Genomic DNA, 20,934 nt, shown 5'->3' with positions numbered 1-20,934 from the left:
GGAAAAGCCTTAAGAGAAACTTAACGCTGCTGGGCCGCTTGCATACGGCGCTCCTGTGCCATCGCCTCAACCAGTCCCTGATACAGGGCTATTACATCATCCGGCGCCTCATCCAGTATCATCACCGAGTACTGGGCCGATAAATTGACCCCCTGCCCTGACACCGTATCAAAAGTTGACTCAGTCAGCGCCAAATACAAGCGTTCAAGATGATTCTTGGCACGAACTTCGTCAATGTCATACAGGCAAACCAAAAATTCCTGACTGCCCATTCTGCCTATTACATCGCCAGCCTGACTGGCTTGCTGAAGTTTCTCGGCAACCTGCTGCAACACCACCTCGACGCTGCCGGGTCCGTATTCAGGATTAAGCGCCTGAATACCATCCACATTAAACAGGGCTAAGGCATGCACTCTCAGCACCGACGGCCGACCAAAGCGTTTGAGTCGCTCCACTGCCGCACTGCTGCTGAACAATCCCGTCAGGTGATCCCGCTTAAAATGACTACGCTGGCGACGGTATATAAGCCAGACCAATAGGCCGAGTAATGCCCCCACCAATGCCAACGCGAAGACCAGACGCATGGTCGCCAGAGCCTTCTCCTGCCGGGCCTTTTCAAGGTTTGATTCGAGCTCGACAATATCAGACAGCATTTGTGCTACACCCAATATTTTCGACGATGATTGCTGCATTTCAATTAAGTGTTTATTGACTCTGTCGTATTGATCAAACACTAATAGTGCATTTTCTGGCTGGTCCAGAAGGCGATAACTCTGAATCAATAAACGCAGGTATGCCAGATCTTCAGATTGTTCAAAGGGATGATCCTGTAACTCAAAGGTCAGATAATCCTTTAAACACCGTTCGTCTCGCTCATGCAGACAGGCTTGTGCCTGCATACGACGGTACATAGTATCCATATCCGGGTGGGAAAGATCAGGTAAAAAGACCGCCCATTTCACCAAACTGTCTTTAAGCAACTGAAAATTTCCCATATGCAGTGCATAAATAGCTTGTGCCTGCTGCACCCAGGCGTTGGTTAAGGGGGTGTTGACCTGAGCGTTTTGCTGAATGAGCTCGTCCATCGCGCTACGCGCCTGATCAATACGACCACTTTTGAGGTAAGCGGTCACGGCATTAAACAGTGGGGTCAGCAATGTCTCGCCAGTGTAATTACCTTGCGACATCTGATAGGACTTAAGGTACTGATCACCTGCCAGTTCATGCTGCCCCAGAATGGCGTAAAGGTTGCCGATATTATTGAATATATCGGAGCGAATCGCCTGATCTTCCACTGACGAATGCTTTTCCAACAAGGCATAGAGTTTAGCCAGACTCTTGTCGATGTTGTCCTCGTCGATATCACAGGTTGAGGTCAGTTCAAGTTGGGCCCCCAGCAAAATCGACGGGGCGTCGACGCGCAGCGCCTCCTGCTCTGCGGCCCGGTAATAATCACATCTGCGGGTTTGCTCGGCGTTACTGGTGACAATGCCCGCTAAATACAGGGCGTAGGCCAGATTTTCGCTATCATCTGATGGGTATGTCACGCTAAGAAGCGCATCCAAAATTTCTGCTGACTCTTCCAAACGCCCACCACAGGCCAGATACTGCGCCTTACGAACTTTTAGATAGAATGCCTGCTGAATCGGCAATGCCTGGCCAATAAATGAGTCAATCTGCCTGGCATGTTGGTCACTCGGACATTCATAACCCTCCGCTTTTAGAGAGCGGATCAGTTCGTCCACTGCCACCGGCTGGGCAGCGGTCACTACGGGTAAGCAAATGCCCCCCAACACACCAATAAGACGTAATACGCCTGTGGCCATCAATCTCTCGAGCCTGTTGCATCAATAAGGTCCCCATTGTAGCCACACAATCCTCAGATGAGAAGCAAGTACTTGATGGGATTAATATTTGTTCTCTGTATCGCGGTGTTCATGTGGTGTCTGGGAACCATCGGAATATGGGTGTTGTGGGTTCTGCTGCCATAAATCGCCAATTAGCGGGTCCTGGCTGTCTTCTTCATTTTCCCATTGATAGGTCTTCTCTTCTGGCTTGGGATCGCGGTGTTGAAACAACACCGATGCCACGCAACCGGCCACGGCACCGAAAAAGTGATACTCAAATGAGATTTGCGGTTCTCTGGGGAAAATGGTCATCAGCATGCCGCCATATAAAAAGAACCCCACCATCATCAGGGCGACGGATAATTTGTCCCGTCGCAGAATGCTGGACAGTAGCAGATAAAAAAACATGCCGTGCACCACGCCACTGACCCCCACGTGAGCAGCCTGTCTGGCAAATAACCACACTCCCAAACCTGACATTAGCCAAATTAGCAATAGTGCCGGTTTGCAGGAGCGCGGATACCCATAAAATAGTAAGGTGCCTAGCACCAGTACCGGCAAACTATTGCTGAATATATGCAAATACGATGCATGCACCAATGGCGCCGTGATAATACCCAGCAAACCACTAAGTTGCAGAGGGACCACTGCCAGATTGCTTAAATCCAGCCCCAGAAATGACTCTGCCAGCTTAACCCACCATAACAGGCATAAAAACAGGCAGGCCATCAACATAGATTGCCCTAAACCGGCAGATGGACGAGATGCAAACATGGGGCGTTCCAATAATCAGTTACTTACTGACTTATATTGGGTCCAATATTCAGGGTTAAATACCTATGGACAAGAATTCCTCTCGTAACAGGCCATATAAAGCAGAGTCGGACTTATGCCCGGCTATAATCCAGCGCTGACGCAAATAGCCTTCCTGTTTAAACCCCAGCCGTTCCAAGGCCTTGGCCGAGGCCTTATTGTCCGGATCAATCTCGGCTTCCAGTCGATTTAAATCAAGATGGTTAAAAGCAAACTGCAACAATGCCATTCCGGCTTCCTGTATATACCCTTGTCCCCAATAATCAGGACCGAGCCCAAAGCCGATTTCAGCCCGCCGGGATTGAGCGTCATAATGCCACAAAAGACATTTCCCCATTACTTCACCACTGTGGCGGTGTTCAATAGCAAAAGTAAAAGCCTTACCTTCATCCCAGGCGACCTGCTCGTCTGAAATATAATTCTGGGCATACTCAACGGATGGCCATGCCGGTGTGTGCCAATACGTCATAACCCGGGGATCGGAAAAAATGCCAAACAAGGCTTTAGCATCACGATGTTGCAAGCGTCTGAGCTTTAGTCTGTGGCTTTCAATTTCTGTGTTTGCTGGTTTCATGTCGCTTATCTCCCGATACAAACAGCCATTGATATGGGCGACCCGGTATTTAACAAGTAAGGCCTTAAATATTAAATATTTATGAACCTATTGCCTAAGCCTAAGCAGCTGTTAGCTTAGCTATTTATAGCTTGGCAATTGAGCGAGTTGGACAGCCATGACCAGCCGGCAAATGCACTTATGAAGCAGATGGATCTGGCCAGACTGTTGTCAGGCTTTACACGCTTGCAGACCCTCGATGCCAATGAAAGCGGCAAGGACTACTTTGTCGGTGATCTGGCGGGGCAATTCAGCCTGCTACAGCGGGCCATGCACAAAGCCGATTTTAATCCACAGCAGGACAGGCTTTTTTGTACTGGCAACCTGATTGACCACGGTCAGGAGAGCCTGGAGGTACTGGAATTGCTCAGTGAAAACTGGTTTTACCCGGTGCTGGGCTTGCATGAACTGATGATGCTGGATGCCCTTCAACGGGGACATTATCTGAACTGGTATGTGGCTGGCGGCCACTGGGCCTTTGATGAAGATATCAGGTTAAAATGGGATCTTGGCAAAGCCTGCAAAGCATTGGCTAAACTTCCTATTGCTATGATTGTCAGGCAGAAAAAGCACTCCCCCATTGGCTTAGTCAGTCGTTATCCCCTGGATGATTTCAGTCAGCAGGGATTTGAGCTGGCAAGCTTACGTGAACTGCTCGACTGCCTGCTCAACCCTTCTGTGCCTCACCGTAAAGGACGCCGATATGACCAGTTTGATTGTATTGTGACAGGCGGTGAGCCTGCCAGTAAGATATGGTCAAAAGGCAACGTTGTGGGGATTAACCTGGGCGGCGCCCTGCTTCCTAAGCACGGCAGCTTGGCGCTGTTTAAGCGTAAAAAGCTGCATAAAGCCATTGATAAAAGTATGCAATTTCACGCCCTAAACAAAGATTAAGGGGAAATCAGCGAAAAGCGATATTCCTTTTGCTCAGGATGGTGAAACAGACTGTATTTGCGAAAGTCTGTATTTTGCCAGGCAGGCGTATCCAACAGCGGGGCCATCTGATTGACATTATCCTTATGCATTAAGGCCAGGCTGAAAAGTGGGTTAGTTCCCTTAACGCTATCAGGCAGAGCTTTATGCAAATGGTCATAAACCATTACCATGGCCCAGGCGCCTATCATAAAATGACCACCAACGCTGGCAGTAAGCTGGCCGCTTTCAATAGCGCCAACCACTTCAGGTAACCAGTCAAATCCACCAATGCAAAAGGGCTGGCCTTCCCGCATCAGGGGAGCCAGGGTATCTGCCACACCCAACGCCATCCAGTCAGATGCAGACCAAATAACGCTGGTGTCCGGATAACGCCCCAGTAATGCCCTGATCTGCTGCTGAGCAACGTCACGCATCCACTTGGCATTGACGACTTGGTGCAACTCATAAACAGGGCTTCGATCCACAGCCTCAACCAGTCCAGCTTGCCTTTGCAGGGCTTCCTGACCATGCAGACCATTAATACCTACCACCCCGTGTCGTCCAGTCTGAGCCAGCTTGTCACAGCTCTGCAGCAGATAATGACTGAGTAATTCACTGGCGGCCTGATTATCAAAGGTGATTTCGGCGATCCAGTTGCTATATTGCTCACCAGGGCGTCCCACTTCCTCAGCCTCATGATTCAGCAATAAGTGCTCAAGGCTGATAACTTTAACTTTTGGGTATTTCTTCAGCAGATCAAACAGAGCCTTTCCAGATCCCGAATAGACTTGCACCAACAGATAATCAGGCTGTTCATTGGCCAGACGTTTTTCCAATTCTGCGTGCTGATAAATGCGGTGTGCATCGCCATACACAACGGTCAGATCTAACTGCAGACTCTGCGCCGCCAAACGGGTGAAAAGCTCAACCCGACTAAAGAAGGGATCATCAGCTGTAGAGGGCGAAACAAACATGACAGAGGTTGCCAGCGCCGGGAAACAGCAGGCATACAAAAGTACCAAGCTGACAGCCTTTTTTATCATCTCTATGCTCCAGATTTACTGCGGCGCTTAGGTAGCATCCAGACCAGTAAAGCAACCACAAAATCAAACACGGCGGCAAACAGAATGCCACAGGTCAGTCCCCAGATAATAGCAGTTAGGTTTAAAGGCACCCTGTAATCGTAGTAACTTTGTACTTCTGCAAATAGCTCAGAATCAGGTTGTAATAAAGCGTACCAGCCACGGACCAATGCATTGGCTTGCAGTTGTTCGGCCATTTGCTCCAGGTATATGACCCGCTGCTGCAACTGCTGAATACTGGCCGCACCATCCCGCACGGCCGCATCACTGTTTTGCTGATAGCGTTTTATCAGTGCCGTGACATCACCCTGAGTATGAATTCGGGCATCTCTTTCAAAAGGTGCCAACGCCAGTCTGGCTTCTGCCAGATGGGCTAACACCGCATCTTCATATTGCTGAACAAAACCTGGAAGCTGCACACCGGCCAGAAGTGCAGCCATAAACAGCATCAAACGGAGATACTCGTTACACTTCTTCAGCAACCCAACCAGAACAACCATTTTACCAGCGCCCTATGGCCAATCCGATACCCATTCCCGCACCGGCCAGCAGCATGGCGAATGTCATTGCCATGCCCAGCACCCTGAGTTTGAGGTTACGATTCGGAATGGCGTAAGCATGGATCAAGCGCCCGATCAGTAACAATCCCCCCAGGCCATGGATCACCCAAAATGCCAGATTAGCCTGCTCCAACATAAACAGTATCAGCAACGCCAGAGGCAGATATTCCAGCGCATTGCCATGGGCACGAATCGCCAGTTGCAGGTCTTTATGGCCACCGTCACCGATGGCAACCTGGTGCTGTCGTCGCAGACGAATCACCTTAACCGACAAGGTGACCACCAGTAGCACCAGCCATCCGGCATAGAACAGCGTAATCATATTGTTTCCCCACTTAATTTTTTAACAGCATTAACAAAAACACATTTTTTTACAACATGGATAACAACCATTTTCCTCTATGGCTCGACTTAGGCAGTGATTGTTCTTATGCCAAACTCAACGGGGAAACAACATGATGATTACTGATACCAGCGGCCAGGATGTCAGGCTAACGCCACGCAAAAGCCGCAAACCGCTTTATGTATTGGCGGCGGTGTTGTTGCTGACAACCACAGGCGCACTGCTGATGCCGACATTAAGCAACTGGTCCAGTGCGCAGGCTTCAGTGCCATTGCAGCGCTTAAGACTGGCACAGGTGACCCAGGGCGATTTCGTTCGCGATCTGTCAGTGCAGGCGCAGGTGGTCGCCGCCGTCAGTCCAAGGCTGTATAGCCCTGCTCAGGGCACCATTAGCTTTGCGGTAGACGCGGGTGCTCAGGTTCAGCAGCATCAGGTACTGGCCAGTATCGATAGTCCGGAACTGACCAATGAGCTGAAACAGGAGGAATCCAGTTTACAGAAACAGAAGATGGAACTGGACAGAAAGCGTATTCAGGCCAAGATCCAGCACCTTGAAAATCAGAAGTCAGTGGATATGGCCAAGGTCGCCCTGACGGCTGCTGACCGGGAAAAACGCCGTGCCGACAAAGCCTATCAAAGCAGTACTATCAGTCAGATAGACTATGAAAAAGCACAGGATGATTTACAGAATGCCAGGCTGGTCTATCAGCATGCCATTCAGGACGCAGAGCTGGATGAAGAAAGCCTGGCCTTTGATATTCAGTCACAGCAGTTGCAGGTAAACCGTCAAACCCTGTTGGTAGCGGAACTACAACGCAAAGTGGATGAACTGACCCTGCGCTCACCGGTGAACGGTATAGTCGGAAACCTGGCCGTACAGGATAAAAACCAGGTTACCCGTCATCAAGCCATCCTATCAGTGGTGGATCTCAGCCAGTTTGAACTGGAAGTGGCGATACCAGAAAGCTACGCCGATGATTTGGCCATCGGCATGGATGCCCAGGTCAGCTTTAATGGTGAAACGCACCCCGCAACCCTGGTCACCCTCTCCCCGGAAATTGAGAACAATCAGGTGACCGGGCGGGTGCGTTTTGCCACCACCGCCCCATCCGGCCTGCGCCAAAACCAGCGTCTGACCACCCGCATTCTGATGGAAAACAAACCTAATGTCCTGATGGTACAGCGGGGGCAGTTCCTGGAGAGTGGCAATGGCCGAATTGCCTATGTAGTCAAAGACGGCATGGCCAGACGACAACGTATAGAAACCGGGGCTCGCAGCCTATCCAACGTTGAGATATTGGCAGGCTTGAGTCCCGGCGACACCATCATTGTTTCGGGCACAGACCAGTTTGACGGGGCCCAGTGGGTGCAAATTACCCAATAGACGACACAAATTCGCCAGCCAATAACAGTAAAAAAACAGCAACGAGGATATCCCATGCTGACCATGCAAGAACTGACCAAAACCTATCGTACCGAACTGGTTCAAACCCACGCCCTAAGCAACTTTAACCTGCAAGTTGAAGAAGGCGACTTTGTCGCGGTGACCGGCCCTTCCGGCTCTGGCAAAACCACCTTTTTAAATATTGCCGGATTATTGGAGACCTTCGATCAGGGAACATACAACCTGGATGGCGAGAATGTGCGCGGCCTTAGCGATAAAGCACGCAGTAGATTACGCAATGAAAAAATCGGCTTTATCTTTCAGAGTTTCAACTTGATCCCCGACCTCGACCTTTTCGATAACGTCGATGTACCGTTGCGCTATCGCGGTTTTAACAGTGCCGAGCGCAAACGCCGCATCGAGCGTTGTCTGGAATTGGTCGGCCTGGCTAATCGAATGAAACACCTCCCCTCGCAATTATCCGGTGGGCAACAACAACGGGTCGCCATTGCCAGGGCACTGGCCGGTGAACCCCGGTTTTTGCTGGCTGACGAACCGACCGGCAATCTGGACAGTAAGATGGCCCATAGCGTGATGGAATTACTTAAAGACATAAACGACCGGGGCACCACCATCGTGATGGTCACCCACGACCCTTTGCTGGCCCAACAAGCCAAACGCAATATTTATGTCAAAGACGGCAAAGTCAGTGAGCTGCCATCCCTTACCACAGCCGCGATTTTCACCGCCCAAGCGGTAAATGCGGACTAGGGAGGCCGACATGTTTAGTTATTATCTGCGACTGGCTTATTTAAGTATCCGCCGTAATCCGATACTCAGCGCCTTGATGGTAGCGGCTATTGCGCTCGGCATAGGCGCCAGTATGACCACCATAACAGTGAACTATCTGATGTCGGCCAATCCGATTCCGCATAAAAGCCAACAACTTTTTTATGTACAAGTGGACAGTTGGGATCCTAATGAACCGGCCGAAGAACCCAATGAGCCCCCCGACCAACTGACCTGGACAGATGCCACCAACCTGATGGCCGCCCAAAAAGCACCGCGCCAAGCAGCCATGGCTTCCTCTGCTGCCGTGGTGGAGCCCCCGGATCAGGATGCAAAACCTTTTAACGCTGGTATCCGCCTTACTTTCAGTGACTTTTTCAGCATGTTTGATACGCCATTTTTGTATGGTGGACCCTGGGATGCTCAGCAGGATGCAAACAAAGAACAGGTTGTAATCTTAAGTCGCGAAACCAATGACAAGGTGTTTGGTGGTGAAAACCCGGTTGGTCGTTCACTGCGCATTGCCGGACGCCAATTTACTGTCGTCGGCGTACTGGCTGACTGGCAGCCGGTACCCAGGTTTTATGACGTCACCACCGGTGCGTTTCACGAAACGGAAGAATTGTTTATGCCCTTCTTACTCAAGCAAGCGTTGCAGCTACCCAATGGCGGCAATACCAGTTGCTGGAAAACCCCGGAAGAGGACAGTTTTGAAGGGTTTCTGCGTTCAGAATGCGTTAACTACCAAATGTGGGTAGAGCTACCAGATACCCAGACTAAACAGGATTATCTGACCTTTCTGACCCATTACGTCAATGAACAAAAAGCCCTGGGGCGCTTCCCCCGACCATTGAATAACCGCTTATCTGACGTGATGCAATGGATGGAAAACCAGCAAGTGGTAGCAGATGATGCCAAAGTCATGCTGTGGCTGAGCTTGATGTTTTTAACCGTGTGTCTGCTCAATACCATTGGTCTGCTGTTGGCGAAATTCAGCGGTAAATCATCGGAAATTGGTCTGCGCCGGGCCATAGGCGCGTCCAGAACAGCCTTGTTTTACCAACATTTGGTGGAAACCGCCTGTATTGGTTTAGCAGGAGGGATTGCCGGACTGTTGCTGGCGTTGTTGGGCCTGATGGGGATCAGCAGTTTGTATGGTGAGTTTGCCGACAATCTTACCAGCCTGGATTTGAATATGGTGGTATTTGCGCTGCTGCTGTCTTTGGTCTGCAGCATATTGGCCGGTCTCTACCCCACCTGGCGGGCCTGCAATATCGCCCCGGCCAGTCAACTGAAAAGCCAGTGAGGAACATGATTATGCAAGCATTCTCTTGTCTGGAAATAGGTCCCATTTTTCGTGCTTTAAGCCGCAATAAGGTCAGTGCTTTACTCATCGCCCTGCAAATTGCCGTGACACTGTGTATTGTGGTTAATGCAGTACATATTCTACTGGAACGACGAGCTCAGATGGCCAGGGACAGTGGTATAGACGAAGCCAACAGCTTCTATATCAGCAGTACCGGATTTGCCGCTGATTTTAATCAGCAAGTCACCATCCAAACCGATCTTGATGCTATCCGTGCCTTGCCTGGTGTTAAGGATGCCATGCAGATAAATGCCATACCCATTAGCGGTGGTGGCTGGTCGATGGGACTGCAAACCCAACCGGGTACTGAATTTGATGGTGTCGGTACCGCCGTTTACATGGTAGACGAGCACGTACTTCAGACGTTGGACCTTGAGCTGATTGCTGGTCAGCCCTTCCAGGACACCGATATTCGCTGGCGTCAGGGTACCCAGCGTGACTGGCCAGCGCAGACCATCGTCACCAAGGCCTTGGCGGAGAACCTGTTCCCCGATGCGCAATATCAGGATGTTGTTGGCAAAACCGTATATATCAACGACGACGAACCCATACTGATCCAGGGCATAGTGGATAAACTCCAGGCTCCCTGGGTGGGCTGGAACCGGGTTGAAAATGCCATGCTGTCTCCGGAAAAAACCTTGTTCAGTACCAGTACCTATATCATTCGTACCGAACCAGGACGCTTAGACGAACTGATGCCCAAAGTGGAACAACTGCTGGCTGACAGCAATAAAGGTCGGGTGGTAAGGGGCATGCGCAGCATGAATGAGACCCGGGAGCGCAGCTATCGTCGCGATCAGGCCATGATCAAAGTGCTTAGCACGGTAATGATAACCCTGACGCTGGTGACGGCCCTGGGAATTGTCGGTCTGGCCAGTTTCAGTGTAAATCGCCGACGTAAACAGATAGGTACCCGCCGTGCGCTGGGCGCCAGTCAGGGCAGCATTCTGCGTTACTTTATGCTGGAAAATTTCATCATCAGTTCAGTCGGTGTGCTGCTTGGTGCGTTACTCAGCCTTGGACTGAATGTTGTTCTGGTAGAGTCTCTCGGACTCACCCGTCTGCACTGGTACTTGCTGCCAATAGGTATGCTGGCCCTTTGCTTGGTAGGGTTACTGGCGGTATTGGGGCCGGCCAAGCGCGCCGCCGCTATCTCCCCTGCGATGGCCACCAGAACCGTTTAATCAGGCCTGCAGCCCGGCGTCGTGACCAGAAGCGGTTGGATTTGAACAAAACCTATACATGAAAGACAAACAGCCCCTAGCTTTTGTTTACCTGGCTTACCGGTTCTCAACCGGTAAGCTATCCAGCCATGTTTGATAATCTTGTTCAGAATAGCGATAACGCTCAAATAACTGCCTGATATCCGGGCGTGTCGCTAACAGCCGGATCTGCTGATCGATTCTGTGACTTAGGGCAACGGCGTCCGGGTTATCCAGGGGAGCGGCAAAACGAATATCCGTATGTTGCAATACCGGTAACAAAGGTTTGAGACATGACGATGAATTTGCCATTGCCGTCTTACAAAAATACCCCACAAAAGCTTCACCAAAAATCAGGTAATCCAGACGTCCACTGCTTAGCATCTGAAACAGATTGCCACGCTCACGAATCGCATAAATGTGTTTGAACCCTAATGCTCTGGCATGTTGCTCACTGACTGACTTGGCCGATACTCCGACTCTGGCGGTAGTAAAATCAATGTCTTCGACTTGGTTGATGATGTTCTCAGGGCCAGTAAAAACCCTGATTTTATCCTGCCCCAAGGGCAGGCTGAATTGCAGCCAGCTTTGACGTTCCTTGGTCTTTAATACCCCAAATATCATTTTGACTTTGCCGGCATGCAACCGATTTAATGCACCGGTCCATGAGCTTTCCTGCGGCAGAAGTACAATATCGGCTTGTTCAGCGGCCAGTTCCAGAATTTCCCAGGCAAGCCCATACCCTGTATGGGTTACCAGAAACTCACTATGCTCATCAAACACCGCAATCCTGACCCGCTCTTCGGCAATTACAGCCAGCGAAGTCAGCAATAAACATATTACCAGTAAGACATGATGCATCAGGCCGACCTTATTGATGGGCGCATACTGTCAATCTACTCATTTTCCCACTTAGTGCAAGAATCAACATTAGTGAGTTCAACGAATTATTAGTTTCATTGGCTAAATCCTGGCTATTACAGTTCCGAACAGAAGTATTAACCTTCTGTTTTTAAAAGTAAAAAATAGTGGTGTAAATATTGCTGGCAAATAACTCTGTGTAAACCTTAGTTTATACACCAATCTCGCACTGACGTTTCATAAGAAGGATTAAAAAATGGAAGGCCCGGAATTTGTATTGATTATTTTATTCTTGTTTGTTTTACCCATTGTGTTTACCGCGATGTGGATGGGACATAAGAAAGAAATGGCCAAGGCCAATGCTAAATTAGATAACTCAGAGAAGCAGGGCCTAAAAGAAGAACTGAACGGGGTTAAGAAACGCCTGGAAGTGTTGGAGGCCATAGTGACAGACAAAAAATATCAACTCAATGAAGAAATCGCCTCGCTTCGCGTGGTAGATAAGTAGGGCTGCTTGTGGCAGCCCTGTTTTATTTGTGCATGGGTTAAATAGTCCAGCTAGTCAAATTGACCGACCTGGTAGGAGCCCACCTCAGCCCCCAAACCCACGCAGAATCGATTCCAGCCATTAATGGCGTTAATGGCCAGGGTTAGATCCGCCATTTGTTTGTCGGAAAAGCACTGTTTTACCTCGTGATAGCAGGCATCACTCACCTCTGTTTGCGACAAATTCGTCAATACCTCGGCCCACTGCAGCGCGGCACGCTCCTGCTCGGTATAACAAGGGGATTCACGCCAGGCACTGAGCAAGTAAAGGCGCTGCTCGGTTTCACCAGCGGCACGACTATCTTTGCTGTGCATATCCACACAAAAGGCACAGCGGTTGAGCTGGGAGACCCGCATCTTAACCAGTTCCAATAAGGTTTTAGGTAGGCCCTGCGGTTGATCTGCAATAGTCGCCAGATACTTTTCCAATGCCATCATAGCCTGAACAGCACCCGGCGCCTGCTGATAATAATTTACGCGTAGTGACATCACATCTCTCCAATTTGCAGTTGATTCGCTATGCAGGCTAACCTGGGTTGGTTGAAAAAAATTGTATAAATTCGACCCGGTATTCTTTTGGCTGGCGGGGTGGTAAGGACTTAACCGGATCCAGTACACTGAGCTGACAACAAAGCCGGTACATCACTATGCATAACCTTGCCCATCTGGGCTTTAAACTTCATCCCCCCTGCCCACAGTTGCAGCCACATATCAGGTGTTACTGGACCATGCAGGCGCCCGCTGACCCGCATCCGACTCAAGCCGAATTTATGCATCCTGAGGGAGGCTGCGGTGTTATTTTCAATTTTGCCGATGCACTGCTGTTTGACGGCCAGCCCTACCATAGTCCCTGTCTGTTGACCGGACCTACCCGGCAGACCACCAGATTACATATAACCGGACAGGTGGATGCACTAGGCGTAAGATTTAATCCAGGTAAAGGCATGGCGCTATTTGGCTTACCGCTCAGTGATGTTCTGGATATTCAAGCTTCCGCACTGGACATTATTCCAAGCTTCCCGGGGCTGGCACTTGCAGAGCGTCTGGCGCCACTTTCTATTGCGCAACGAATCAAACGGTTGGATCAGGAACTGCTGCATTTACTCAGCATGGATCTGGGTGCACAACAGACATTCACTTACGCGCTGACCCGTATCCAGCAAAGCAACGGCTCGCAGAATATTCAGGCCATGACCCAGGACATGAATATCAGTCAGCGCCAGTTAGAGCGCCAGTTTGGTCGCTGGTTGGGACTTTCGCCAAAACAATACAGTAAACTTCAACGAATCCAACTGGCCAGACAGCTGATTAAAGCAGCAGGGCCAGCCAGTCTGACCGAACTGGCCTTGCAAGCCGGGTACTATGACCAGGCACACTTTATTCATGAGTTTAAGCAGGTGGTGGGGTTAACTCCAGGGCAATACCTGAAGCGTAAACGCAATGCCTGAATCACAAATAGTATTAACCCGGCATCAACGTGACACCGGGCTCATGCATATTACAAACGACCGCGAATACCCAATGTCCAGCGACGTTCATACACGTTTTGTGTGACTACGTTATCCTGCCACTGTGCATAGATATTCTCGAACTCTTCGGTAATATTACTGCCCTGTAGATATACGCTGAGGTTCTCTGAAATATCGTAGCTGGCTGACATATCCACATACAATGTGTCATCGGCCCACACCGGCAATACGCCCTCACCCACGGCAAAGCCCAGGCTGTCGAGACGATCGCTGCGGTAGTTAGCGGCGAGTCGGAACTGCAATCCGTCTTGGTCATACCATAAAATAGCGTTAGCGGAGCGCTCGGAGTTATCCTGAATCGGCAGTTCTCCACCATAGACATCAACGTTAGCACTGTCGCTTGGCGCATACGTCAGGTTTAGAGTAGTGCCAAAGCCACCCCACACGCCCGGCAAAAAGTCAAAGGCCTGGTGGTATGCCAGTTCCACACCGTCAATACTGCCGCCTTCACCATTGATTTCGGTGTTTACCGGTACTTCGCGGCGCACCACACCGTCGATATCCGGCAAGCCCATAATCACCTGACCACGTTCAATAAAGGATTCGATATCCATCTTAAACAAGCCCAGGCTGACCAGACTGGAATCGTCAAAGTACCATTCTGCCGACAGGTTATAGTTGCTGGCACGCCACGGCTCCAGATCCGGGTTACCATTGCGGCTACCGTTGATGGCCACCAGCAGATCCGGGCTGACACCCAGCTCAGCCGCCAGTACGTCCCCAGCGCGGGTGCGCCCGACACTGATACCGCCGGATAACTGGCTCATGTTCAGACTGGTCATGGTCTTGCCATAGGCAGCACGAATAAGGAAATCATCGGTAATATTAAAGGTAATATTTGCCGCAGGCAGGAAGTCAGAATAGCTACGCTCCAGCACTTCATAGCCGGTGCTATTGGCAGCGGTACAGAGCGAACAAGGTCGGCCATCGCCAATAATATACTGGCCAATATCCAATTCTGTTCTGATGTATTTGCCGCCCACATTGGCTTTGTATGGAATGCCCAATAGCATGCCGTCGAAGTTGGCCTGCAAATAGGCGGTCTGGGTCACTTCCTTGATATCAAATGAGCGAGAAGGTCTGGATAAGTGCTTATTGCCGGGGTAAAGGGCATTTTGGAAGGCAAAAGGATCATCCAGTACTTTGGGATTAATCATATAGAAGCTGTCGCCACTGGCTGGCCCGAATCCGTCTACCTTATGTACCCAGCCTTCGGGCAAATCGGTGAAGAAATTGGTGTTGCCAATGGTCAGATCGCCCTGCGACACATTTACCGTACCGTCGCCGTTAGTATCACCTAATGCGGCACTGGAATCTTTCCACATCACATCGGCGGTAAACTGCCCGCCGGTCATGGGGGCGACCAGAATATAAGTGTCGCGCTCAACATCACGTTTACCCCAGCGTACCCCGAACTCCACATTGGCCAGATGATCGCCCTGGAACTCATAGGTACCATCGGCGCGCAGCACATCCAGTGTCGCCTCTTCATCGAAGTTATTCTCTGAATAAGTTGATACCAGATTGTACTTGCTCACATCAGAGCCAAAGCCCTGATCATAACCAAGGGTGATGTACTCGCCAGTGCGGTCAAAGTCAACCTTGATGGGATCCGGGCCATAGCCATTAGGGTTGACCGGAGTCGCCGTACCAGTGTTATTGGTAAAGGCTGCGTGCTGGGCACCACTGGTCAGGTAGGAGTGCGCCACATTTTCGGTGTGTGAACGTTCCGCATCACCACGTAAATACCTTACCGAGCCGCTCAGCGGGCCATCACCCAAGTAATTCAACTGCAAATTGATATTCGTGGACTGACGGTCATTGGTCAGACTTTCAGAATACGAGCTGACCCTGCGGACTAACAGCTCGGCCTGGTTAACCGTATATATGTTGCCACCTAACGGGCCCGGGGCACGCTCAATAAAGTTATCGGAATAGGCCCAGATATTGCCACGGGCGTTGTCAATCATCAGCCCTTGCTGACGATCGGCATCATCCATATCGGTGTAGAACACATCGGCAATGAATTCCAGATTGTCACTGACTATCGCCTGAAAGCTGGCGCTTAAACCGAGGCGATCGCGTTCGGTTTGTTTGTCCATCATGCCGTGAAAACGCTGGCTCAGATAGCTGTCGTTATTGTCACCATCAGCATTGAAGTCACGCTTGTCACCGGTATTTTCGCCTTGCAGATCGAACGAGGTCAAAATTGTGCCATAGCGATAATTAGCCAGGGTATTAGTGTCGTATGAGGCGGTAAACATTAAACCCATATCGTCACCACGATAACCGGCAAAGGCCACCAGTTTGTGATCATTTTCCTTGGACAAACTGCCACGGGTGGTTTCCACCACGCCGTTCAGGGTCATTCCCTGCTCAAGGTCAAAAGGACGCAGCGTTTGCAAGTCCAGGGTACCGGAAATGCCACCGGCTAACAGACTGGCGGTAGGAGACTTATGCACAGCAATGGCCGACACTAAAGGTGCCGGGATATCACTGAAATCAGGTTGCACTGTGGTAATGGAGCCGGCACTTAGCAGTTGTTCACCATTTAACAGGGTTGTGACCTGTGGCATCCCCCTTACATTCACCGTTGAACCTTCACCGGCCGAGCGGCGAATCTGTACACCAGGGATACGCTGCAAGGTATCGGATATAGTCACGTCGGGTAACTTACCGATGTCTTCTGCAGTAATGGCGTCGGTAATACCGTCGCTAAAGCGCTTCTCGTTAAGATTACGCTTATGACTGGCTGCTATGCCACGTACTTCCAATATCTCCACATCGTCCGCCACCTGCTCCTGCGCCAGCGCGGCAGGCACAGCCATTCCGCTGAGGATCAGAGAAATATTGGCCGCCACCAGGTGTTGCTTAAACCTTTGTGGTCTCATTTGTTGGTCTCCTGTTTTTGTTTTGCTCACTTCTTGGGTTGACAAAGTTAGTAAGGATGATTAACTTTGCCTGGCGTGTTACTTTTTACCAATGCAATTTACAGAAGACAGGTATTTTTTAACATTGTTATCCCTACGCATGCAATGGTTATTTTTTAGCAAAACGCGAATGCTGGGATATCAAGGTTAAACAGACAGAGAGTTGCTGCATGAGTTTGTCATCCGAGACCGTTGCCGCCTTTACTAAAGGCACTGGCGACCATCAAAGCCTTGATCAGGGTTGGAGTATACTGGCCGAGCAAGTCAGCCTGCCAACAGCGGTATTAAGCCGTCAGGCCTTGCAAAATAACCAGGCCTGGATGACGGAGTATGCAGCCAGGACCGGTGTGCGTTTAGCTCCGCATGGTAAGACCAGCATGGCCCCTGAGCTGTTTTCCCTGCAGTTGCAGTCCGGCAGTTGGGCCATGAGCCTTGCCACCGCGCCGCAGGTCGTTGCGGCCAGCCTTGCTGGCGTGTCGCGCATTATTATGGCCAATCAACTGGTGGGTAAACACAACATGCAGTTGATTGCCGGGCAACTGCAAAAAGGCCTGGAATTCTATTGTTTCGTTGATTCCATCGACAATGCCAACGCCCTGAATCAATATTTCCAGGCGCACGGCTTACAACTCAACGTATTGCTGGAGATAGGCGTTAGCGGTGGCCGCTGCGGTGTTCGAGGAATAGTACAAGCCGATGCCCTCGCCGAGATAATAACAACCCTTCCGGCGCTGCGCCTGCGCGGTGTCGCTTTTTATGAAGGGGTTATCCATGGCATTGATGCCCCACAGCAAATTCGCCGTTTTGTTGGTGACATCCGCACCATGGCCTTAACCTGGCACAAGCAAAAACGCTTTGCTGAAGGCGAGGTTATTCTGACCGGTGCCGGCTCTGCCTGGTACGATCTGGTTGCTGAGCAAATGGATAGTAACAGTTTGCCGCAAGATATGGCGGTGGTGATCCGCCCTGGTTGTTACCTGATTCACGATACCGGTATTTATCAGGATGCCCAGGCCGGGGTAAAAAGCAGAAGTCGTATGGCCTGTGATATTCAGGGCGACCTTGTCAGCAGCCTGCAGGTATGGGCTTATGTACAATCAGTGCCCGAGCCAGGTATGGCCATTATTGGTCTTGGCAAACGTGATGCCGCCTTTGATGCCGGTCTGCCAACCCCGATGCTGCATTACCGTCCTGGCGATAAGGCTCCCGTGCCGACACCGGCCCATTGGCAACTGACCCGCATCATGGATCAGCACGCCATGCTTAAGATTTCTGCCGAAGATAAGTTAACTGTTGGCGATATCTTGTGTTTTTCCACTTCACATCCCTGCCTAACCATGGATAAATGGCGTTACCTGGGAATTGTCGATGCTGACTATCGCATCCGGCAATTGATTCAAACCTGCTTTTAACGCCTTAGGGAGTGAAGATTGGATATTGTATCTCGTATCAACAGCCGCCTGGCCCACCTTCGACCATCAGAACAGAAGGTCGCCCGCTACATTTTAAGCGATCTGAATTTTGCAGCCAGTGCTCCTATCAATGAACTGGCCGACAAGGCCGGGGTCAGCCATGCCAGTATTACCCGACTGGCCAGAGCGCTGGAATGCACTAATGTGCGAGAATTGAAACTGCTGCTGGCACAGTCCGCCGCTGTGGGTGAACGTTTTATTAATGACAAGCCGGTGCAGCGCACCGATATGCCAGCTATTTATCAGGCTATTCACGAAATTCTCGATCTGAATGCCGGTTTGATCCGCGATGAAGATATTGAGACCGCCAGCCAACTGGTTACCCAGGCCGATCATGTGTTGGTATTCGGTGTCGGTGGCGGCAGCACCGTGATGGCACAAGAATGTCACAACCGGCTGTTCCGCCTGGAAGTAAAAAGCAACGCCTATTCTGACCCGATGCTGATGCGCATGACCGCATCCACCGTCAATAAAGGCGATGTATTGATCTGTCTGTCGTTAAGCGGCGTCAGCCCGGATGTGCAAGCGGCGGCGAAAATTGCCAGAGAATATGAGGCCCATGTTGTGGCCATTTGTCCCCAGGGCCCGCTGGCTGCCGTGGCGGATATTCACCTGCCCATCCAGACCCGTGAAGCGGATTACATCTTCAACCCCAGTGCTTCCCGATACGTGATGCTGGCGGCCATTGACATGCTGGCTGGCGAAGTGGCAGTGAAAAACCAACGTAAGTGCCGTGAAAAACTGCGGCGTTTAAAACACCACCTTGATGAGCACCGCAAAGGCTCGGAACGATTACCCCTCGGAGATTAATTTGTCGCACGCCACGGATATATTGATTCGCAATGCCTGTTTGTATGACGGCACCCCAACCCCACCCAAGCAACAAGACGTTGCAATCCGTGGCGACAAGATTGAAGCAATAGGCACGCTGGACGCATGGTCGGCAGATGTCGTAATAGATGCCGAAGGATTGGCCCTGGCACCGGGCTTTATCGATGTACACACCCATGATGACATTGAGCTGATCCGTAACCCAGGCATGCTGAGCAAGCTCAGCCAGGGTATTACCACAGTAGTGGTCGGCAATTGCGGGATCAGCGCCGCGCCGGTGGCGGTCACTGACACTGTCCCGGACCCACTCAACCTGCTGGGCCGGGCCGATGAGTTTTGTTTTCCAACCCTTGCCGCCTACCGACAGGCGTTTGAAAAAGCTCAACCTGCGTTAAATGCCGCGTTTCTGGTCGGTCACACGGCGCTACGCGCCCAGGTAATGGACAGACTTGACCGCCCGGCCAGCAATAAAGAAATAGCGCAGATGCGCGATATGCTGACGCTGGCCCTCAAGCAAGGGGCAAAAGGCATGAGTACCGGCCTGGCCTATCAAAGCGCGTTTCATGCACCTTCACAGGAAATCGATGCATTATCGGCGCTATTGGCTGAATATGACGCCTTATATACTACCCACCTTCGCACCGAATTTGACGGCATTCTGGATGCCATGGATGAAGCCTTTGCCACGGGCAAAAAAGCCGGGGTGCCGGTGATTATTTCCCATCTGAAGTGTGCAGGTAAAGCCAACTGGGGGCGTTCCACCGAAGTGTTGGCGCATTTACAGTCCGCTCAGGCACATCAGCATGTGGGCTGTGATTGTTATCCTTACAGTGCCAGTTCCAGCACCCTGGACTTAGGACAGGTCACCACCGATTTCGAGATATTTATCACCTGGTCAGATCCGCATCCGCACATGGCAGGGCAAACGCTGCAGAGCATTGCTGACAGTTGGCAATGTTCACTGCTGGACGCGGCAGAAAGGTTGCAACCCGCTGGCGCGGTTTACCACGGCATGGATGAACAGGATGTGCAGAACATTATCCGCTTCCCTAAAAGTATGATTGGTTCAGACGGTTTGCCCTGTGATCCAAGCCCTCACCCCAGATTGTGGGGCAGTTTCCCCAGAGTGCTGGGCCACTACGCCAGAGACAAGGGGTTACTGCCAATGGCACTGGCGGTACACAAAATGACCGGATTATCCGCTCAGGAATTTATGCTGCACGGTCGCGGACAGGTTAAACCAGGCTACCAGGCTGATCTGGTGTTGTTTGATCCTGCCAGAATCCGCGACAAAGCCAGCTTTATTGAACCTAAACAAGCCAGTGACGGCATTCTCAAGGTATGGGTCAACGGCCAACTGAGCTACGAAAATTTTCAACAACCCACACTGACCGGGCTGCGGGCCGGCCAGTTTCTTCAACATACAGGTAAACAAGCATGACAATTAAGCGTTTTGGCATCAGTGGCGGCACAGGTACAGGCGGACAACATCTACCCTTTGCAAGAGCAGTGGAAGCCGGTGGTTGGCTGTATGTGTCCGGCCAAACTCCCATGCGCGACGGCGAGGTGGTAGAAGGCGGTATTATTGAGCAATCAAGGATCGCCATTGAAAACTGCCTGAACATTATGCAGGAAGCGGGCTATGGCCTGCAGGATGTCGTGCATGTTTCAGTGATTCTGACCGATGCCCGCTACTTCCAATCTTTTAATAAGGTTTTCAAGGAATTTTTCGGTGAGCATCCGCCTGCCCGTATCTGCGCCGTGGCCGATTTGGTGGTGGACTGTAAAGTAGAAGTGGACGTGACCTGCTACAAAGGCGCCTAAAACCGGGTACCGCCCGTTTTTCCGGCG

General features: G+C 50.9%; 20 protein-coding genes. 11 read left to right on the top strand and 9 right to left on the bottom strand.

All coding sequences use genetic code 11. The annotated features are described in order from the left end of the window. Positions 1-20 precede the first annotated feature (20 nt). From CSR04_RS05145 to CSR04_RS05135, 3 genes are all read right to left on the bottom strand, one after another. Positions 21-1,826: a GGDEF domain-containing protein gene (locus CSR04_RS05145; RefSeq protein ID WP_102795184.1), complete on the bottom strand. Its 1,806-nt coding sequence runs from the start codon at positions 1,824-1,826 to the stop codon at positions 21-23. Positions 1,827-1,907: 81 nt separating this feature from the next. After that, positions 1,908-2,621, bottom strand: a complete 714-nt coding sequence (locus CSR04_RS05140; RefSeq protein ID WP_102795183.1) for a rhomboid family intramembrane serine protease — start codon at positions 2,619-2,621, stop codon at positions 1,908-1,910. A 55-nt stretch (positions 2,622-2,676) separates the two neighbouring features. Continuing rightward, positions 2,677-3,234: a GNAT family N-acetyltransferase gene (locus tag CSR04_RS05135; RefSeq protein WP_102795182.1), complete on the bottom strand. Its 558-nt coding sequence runs from the start codon at positions 3,232-3,234 to the stop codon at positions 2,677-2,679. Between the two features lie 180 nt (positions 3,235-3,414). Between CSR04_RS05135 and CSR04_RS05130 the strand changes: the two genes are divergently transcribed. Continuing rightward, the gene (locus tag CSR04_RS05130) at positions 3,415-4,167 is read left to right on the top strand and encodes a metallophosphoesterase (RefSeq protein ID WP_146027103.1); all 753 of its coding nucleotides are present in this window, start codon (positions 3,415-3,417) and stop codon (positions 4,165-4,167) included. On the opposite strand, the gene CSR04_RS05125 is transcribed toward CSR04_RS05130, so the two are convergent. Genes CSR04_RS05125 through CSR04_RS05115 form a run of 3 tightly spaced genes read right to left on the bottom strand, consistent with a single transcriptional unit; the run spans position 4,164 to position 6,152 of the window. Further along, positions 4,164-5,231, bottom strand: a complete 1,068-nt coding sequence (locus CSR04_RS05125; RefSeq protein ID WP_102795180.1) for an ABC transporter substrate-binding protein — start codon at positions 5,229-5,231, stop codon at positions 4,164-4,166. The two genes, CSR04_RS05130 and CSR04_RS05125, sit on opposite strands and share 4 nt — an antisense overlap. Positions 5,232-5,233: 2 nt before the next feature. Continuing rightward, positions 5,234-5,770: a DUF2937 family protein gene (locus CSR04_RS05120; RefSeq protein ID WP_102795179.1), complete on the bottom strand. Its 537-nt coding sequence runs from the start codon at positions 5,768-5,770 to the stop codon at positions 5,234-5,236. Position 5,771: 1 nt separating this feature from the next. After that, positions 5,772-6,152, bottom strand: coding sequence for an MAPEG family protein (locus tag CSR04_RS05115; RefSeq protein WP_102795178.1), 381 nt, complete (start codon positions 6,150-6,152; stop codon positions 5,772-5,774). Between the two features lie 133 nt (positions 6,153-6,285). On the opposite strand from CSR04_RS05115, the gene CSR04_RS05110 reads away from it, so the two are divergent. From CSR04_RS05110 to CSR04_RS05095, 4 genes are read left to right on the top strand one after another with little or no spacing between them, the layout of a single operon-like run. Continuing rightward, complete coding sequence (locus CSR04_RS05110) at positions 6,286-7,557, top strand: efflux RND transporter periplasmic adaptor subunit (RefSeq protein ID WP_102795177.1); 1,272 nt, start codon at positions 6,286-6,288, stop codon at positions 7,555-7,557. Positions 7,558-7,611: 54 nt separating this feature from the next. Then, the gene (locus CSR04_RS05105; RefSeq protein WP_102795176.1) at positions 7,612-8,328 is read left to right on the top strand and encodes an ABC transporter ATP-binding protein; all 717 of its coding nucleotides are present in this window, start codon (positions 7,612-7,614) and stop codon (positions 8,326-8,328) included. Positions 8,329-8,338: 10 nt separating this feature from the next. Beyond that, positions 8,339-9,652, top strand: a complete 1,314-nt coding sequence (locus CSR04_RS05100) for an ABC transporter permease (protein WP_102795175.1) — start codon at positions 8,339-8,341, stop codon at positions 9,650-9,652. Between the two features lie 11 nt (positions 9,653-9,663). After that, entirely contained in the window at positions 9,664-10,896 is a 1,233-nt protein-coding gene (locus CSR04_RS05095; RefSeq protein WP_245921375.1) for an ABC transporter permease, read from the top strand. Positions 10,897-10,992: 96 nt separating this feature from the next. Here CSR04_RS05095 and CSR04_RS05090 read toward each other — a convergent pair whose 3' ends face one another. Next, positions 10,993-11,775: a substrate-binding periplasmic protein gene (locus tag CSR04_RS05090; protein WP_102795173.1), complete on the bottom strand. Its 783-nt coding sequence runs from the start codon at positions 11,773-11,775 to the stop codon at positions 10,993-10,995. 256 nt (positions 11,776-12,031) lie between these two features. Between CSR04_RS05090 and CSR04_RS05085 the strand changes: the two genes are divergently transcribed. Next, the gene (locus CSR04_RS05085; protein WP_102795172.1) at positions 12,032-12,283 is read left to right on the top strand and encodes a hypothetical protein; all 252 of its coding nucleotides are present in this window, start codon (positions 12,032-12,034) and stop codon (positions 12,281-12,283) included. 50 nt (positions 12,284-12,333) lie between these two features. Here the strand turns inward: CSR04_RS05085 and CSR04_RS05080 are convergent, their stop codons facing one another. Further along, on the bottom strand, positions 12,334-12,810 hold the full coding sequence (locus tag CSR04_RS05080) for a carboxymuconolactone decarboxylase family protein (protein ID WP_102795171.1): 477 nt from the start codon (positions 12,808-12,810) through the stop codon (positions 12,334-12,336). Between the two features lie 158 nt (positions 12,811-12,968). On the opposite strand from CSR04_RS05080, the gene CSR04_RS05075 reads away from it, so the two are divergent. After that, positions 12,969-13,769: a helix-turn-helix domain-containing protein gene (locus CSR04_RS05075; RefSeq protein WP_102795170.1), complete on the top strand. Its 801-nt coding sequence runs from the start codon at positions 12,969-12,971 to the stop codon at positions 13,767-13,769. Between the two features lie 50 nt (positions 13,770-13,819). Here CSR04_RS05075 and CSR04_RS05070 read toward each other — a convergent pair whose 3' ends face one another. Beyond that, on the bottom strand, positions 13,820-16,741 hold the full coding sequence (locus tag CSR04_RS05070; RefSeq protein ID WP_102795169.1) for a TonB-dependent receptor: 2,922 nt from the start codon (positions 16,739-16,741) through the stop codon (positions 13,820-13,822). Between the two features lie 209 nt (positions 16,742-16,950). On the opposite strand from CSR04_RS05070, the gene CSR04_RS05065 reads away from it, so the two are divergent. The 4 genes from CSR04_RS05065 to CSR04_RS05050 are packed head-to-tail and all read left to right on the top strand — an operon-like array spanning position 16,951 to position 20,907. Continuing rightward, on the top strand, positions 16,951-18,192 hold the full coding sequence (locus CSR04_RS05065) for an amino acid deaminase (protein ID WP_102795168.1): 1,242 nt from the start codon (positions 16,951-16,953) through the stop codon (positions 18,190-18,192). An 18-nt stretch (positions 18,193-18,210) separates the two neighbouring features. Next, the gene (locus CSR04_RS05060) at positions 18,211-19,062 is read left to right on the top strand and encodes a MurR/RpiR family transcriptional regulator (RefSeq protein WP_102795167.1); all 852 of its coding nucleotides are present in this window, start codon (positions 18,211-18,213) and stop codon (positions 19,060-19,062) included. 1 nt (position 19,063) lies between these two features. Beyond that, positions 19,064-20,524 carry an N-acyl-D-amino-acid deacylase family protein gene (locus CSR04_RS05055; RefSeq protein ID WP_245921372.1) on the top strand — a complete coding sequence of 487 codons (1,461 nt, stop codon included), beginning with the start codon at positions 19,064-19,066 and terminating at the stop codon, positions 20,522-20,524. Further along, positions 20,521-20,907 (top strand): RidA family protein, encoded by a 387-nt coding sequence (locus tag CSR04_RS05050; protein WP_102795165.1) that lies wholly within the window; start codon positions 20,521-20,523, stop codon positions 20,905-20,907. The genes CSR04_RS05055 and CSR04_RS05050 overlap by 4 nt, the downstream gene beginning before the upstream one ends. Positions 20,908-20,934 lie beyond the last annotated feature (27 nt).

The sequence above is a fragment of the Bowmanella denitrificans genome (assembly GCF_002887595.1).
Taxonomy (GTDB): domain Bacteria; phylum Pseudomonadota; class Gammaproteobacteria; order Enterobacterales; family Alteromonadaceae; genus Bowmanella; species Bowmanella denitrificans.
The sequence above is the reverse complement of the archived record's forward strand: the minus strand, read 5'-3'. Positions and strand labels throughout refer to the sequence as shown.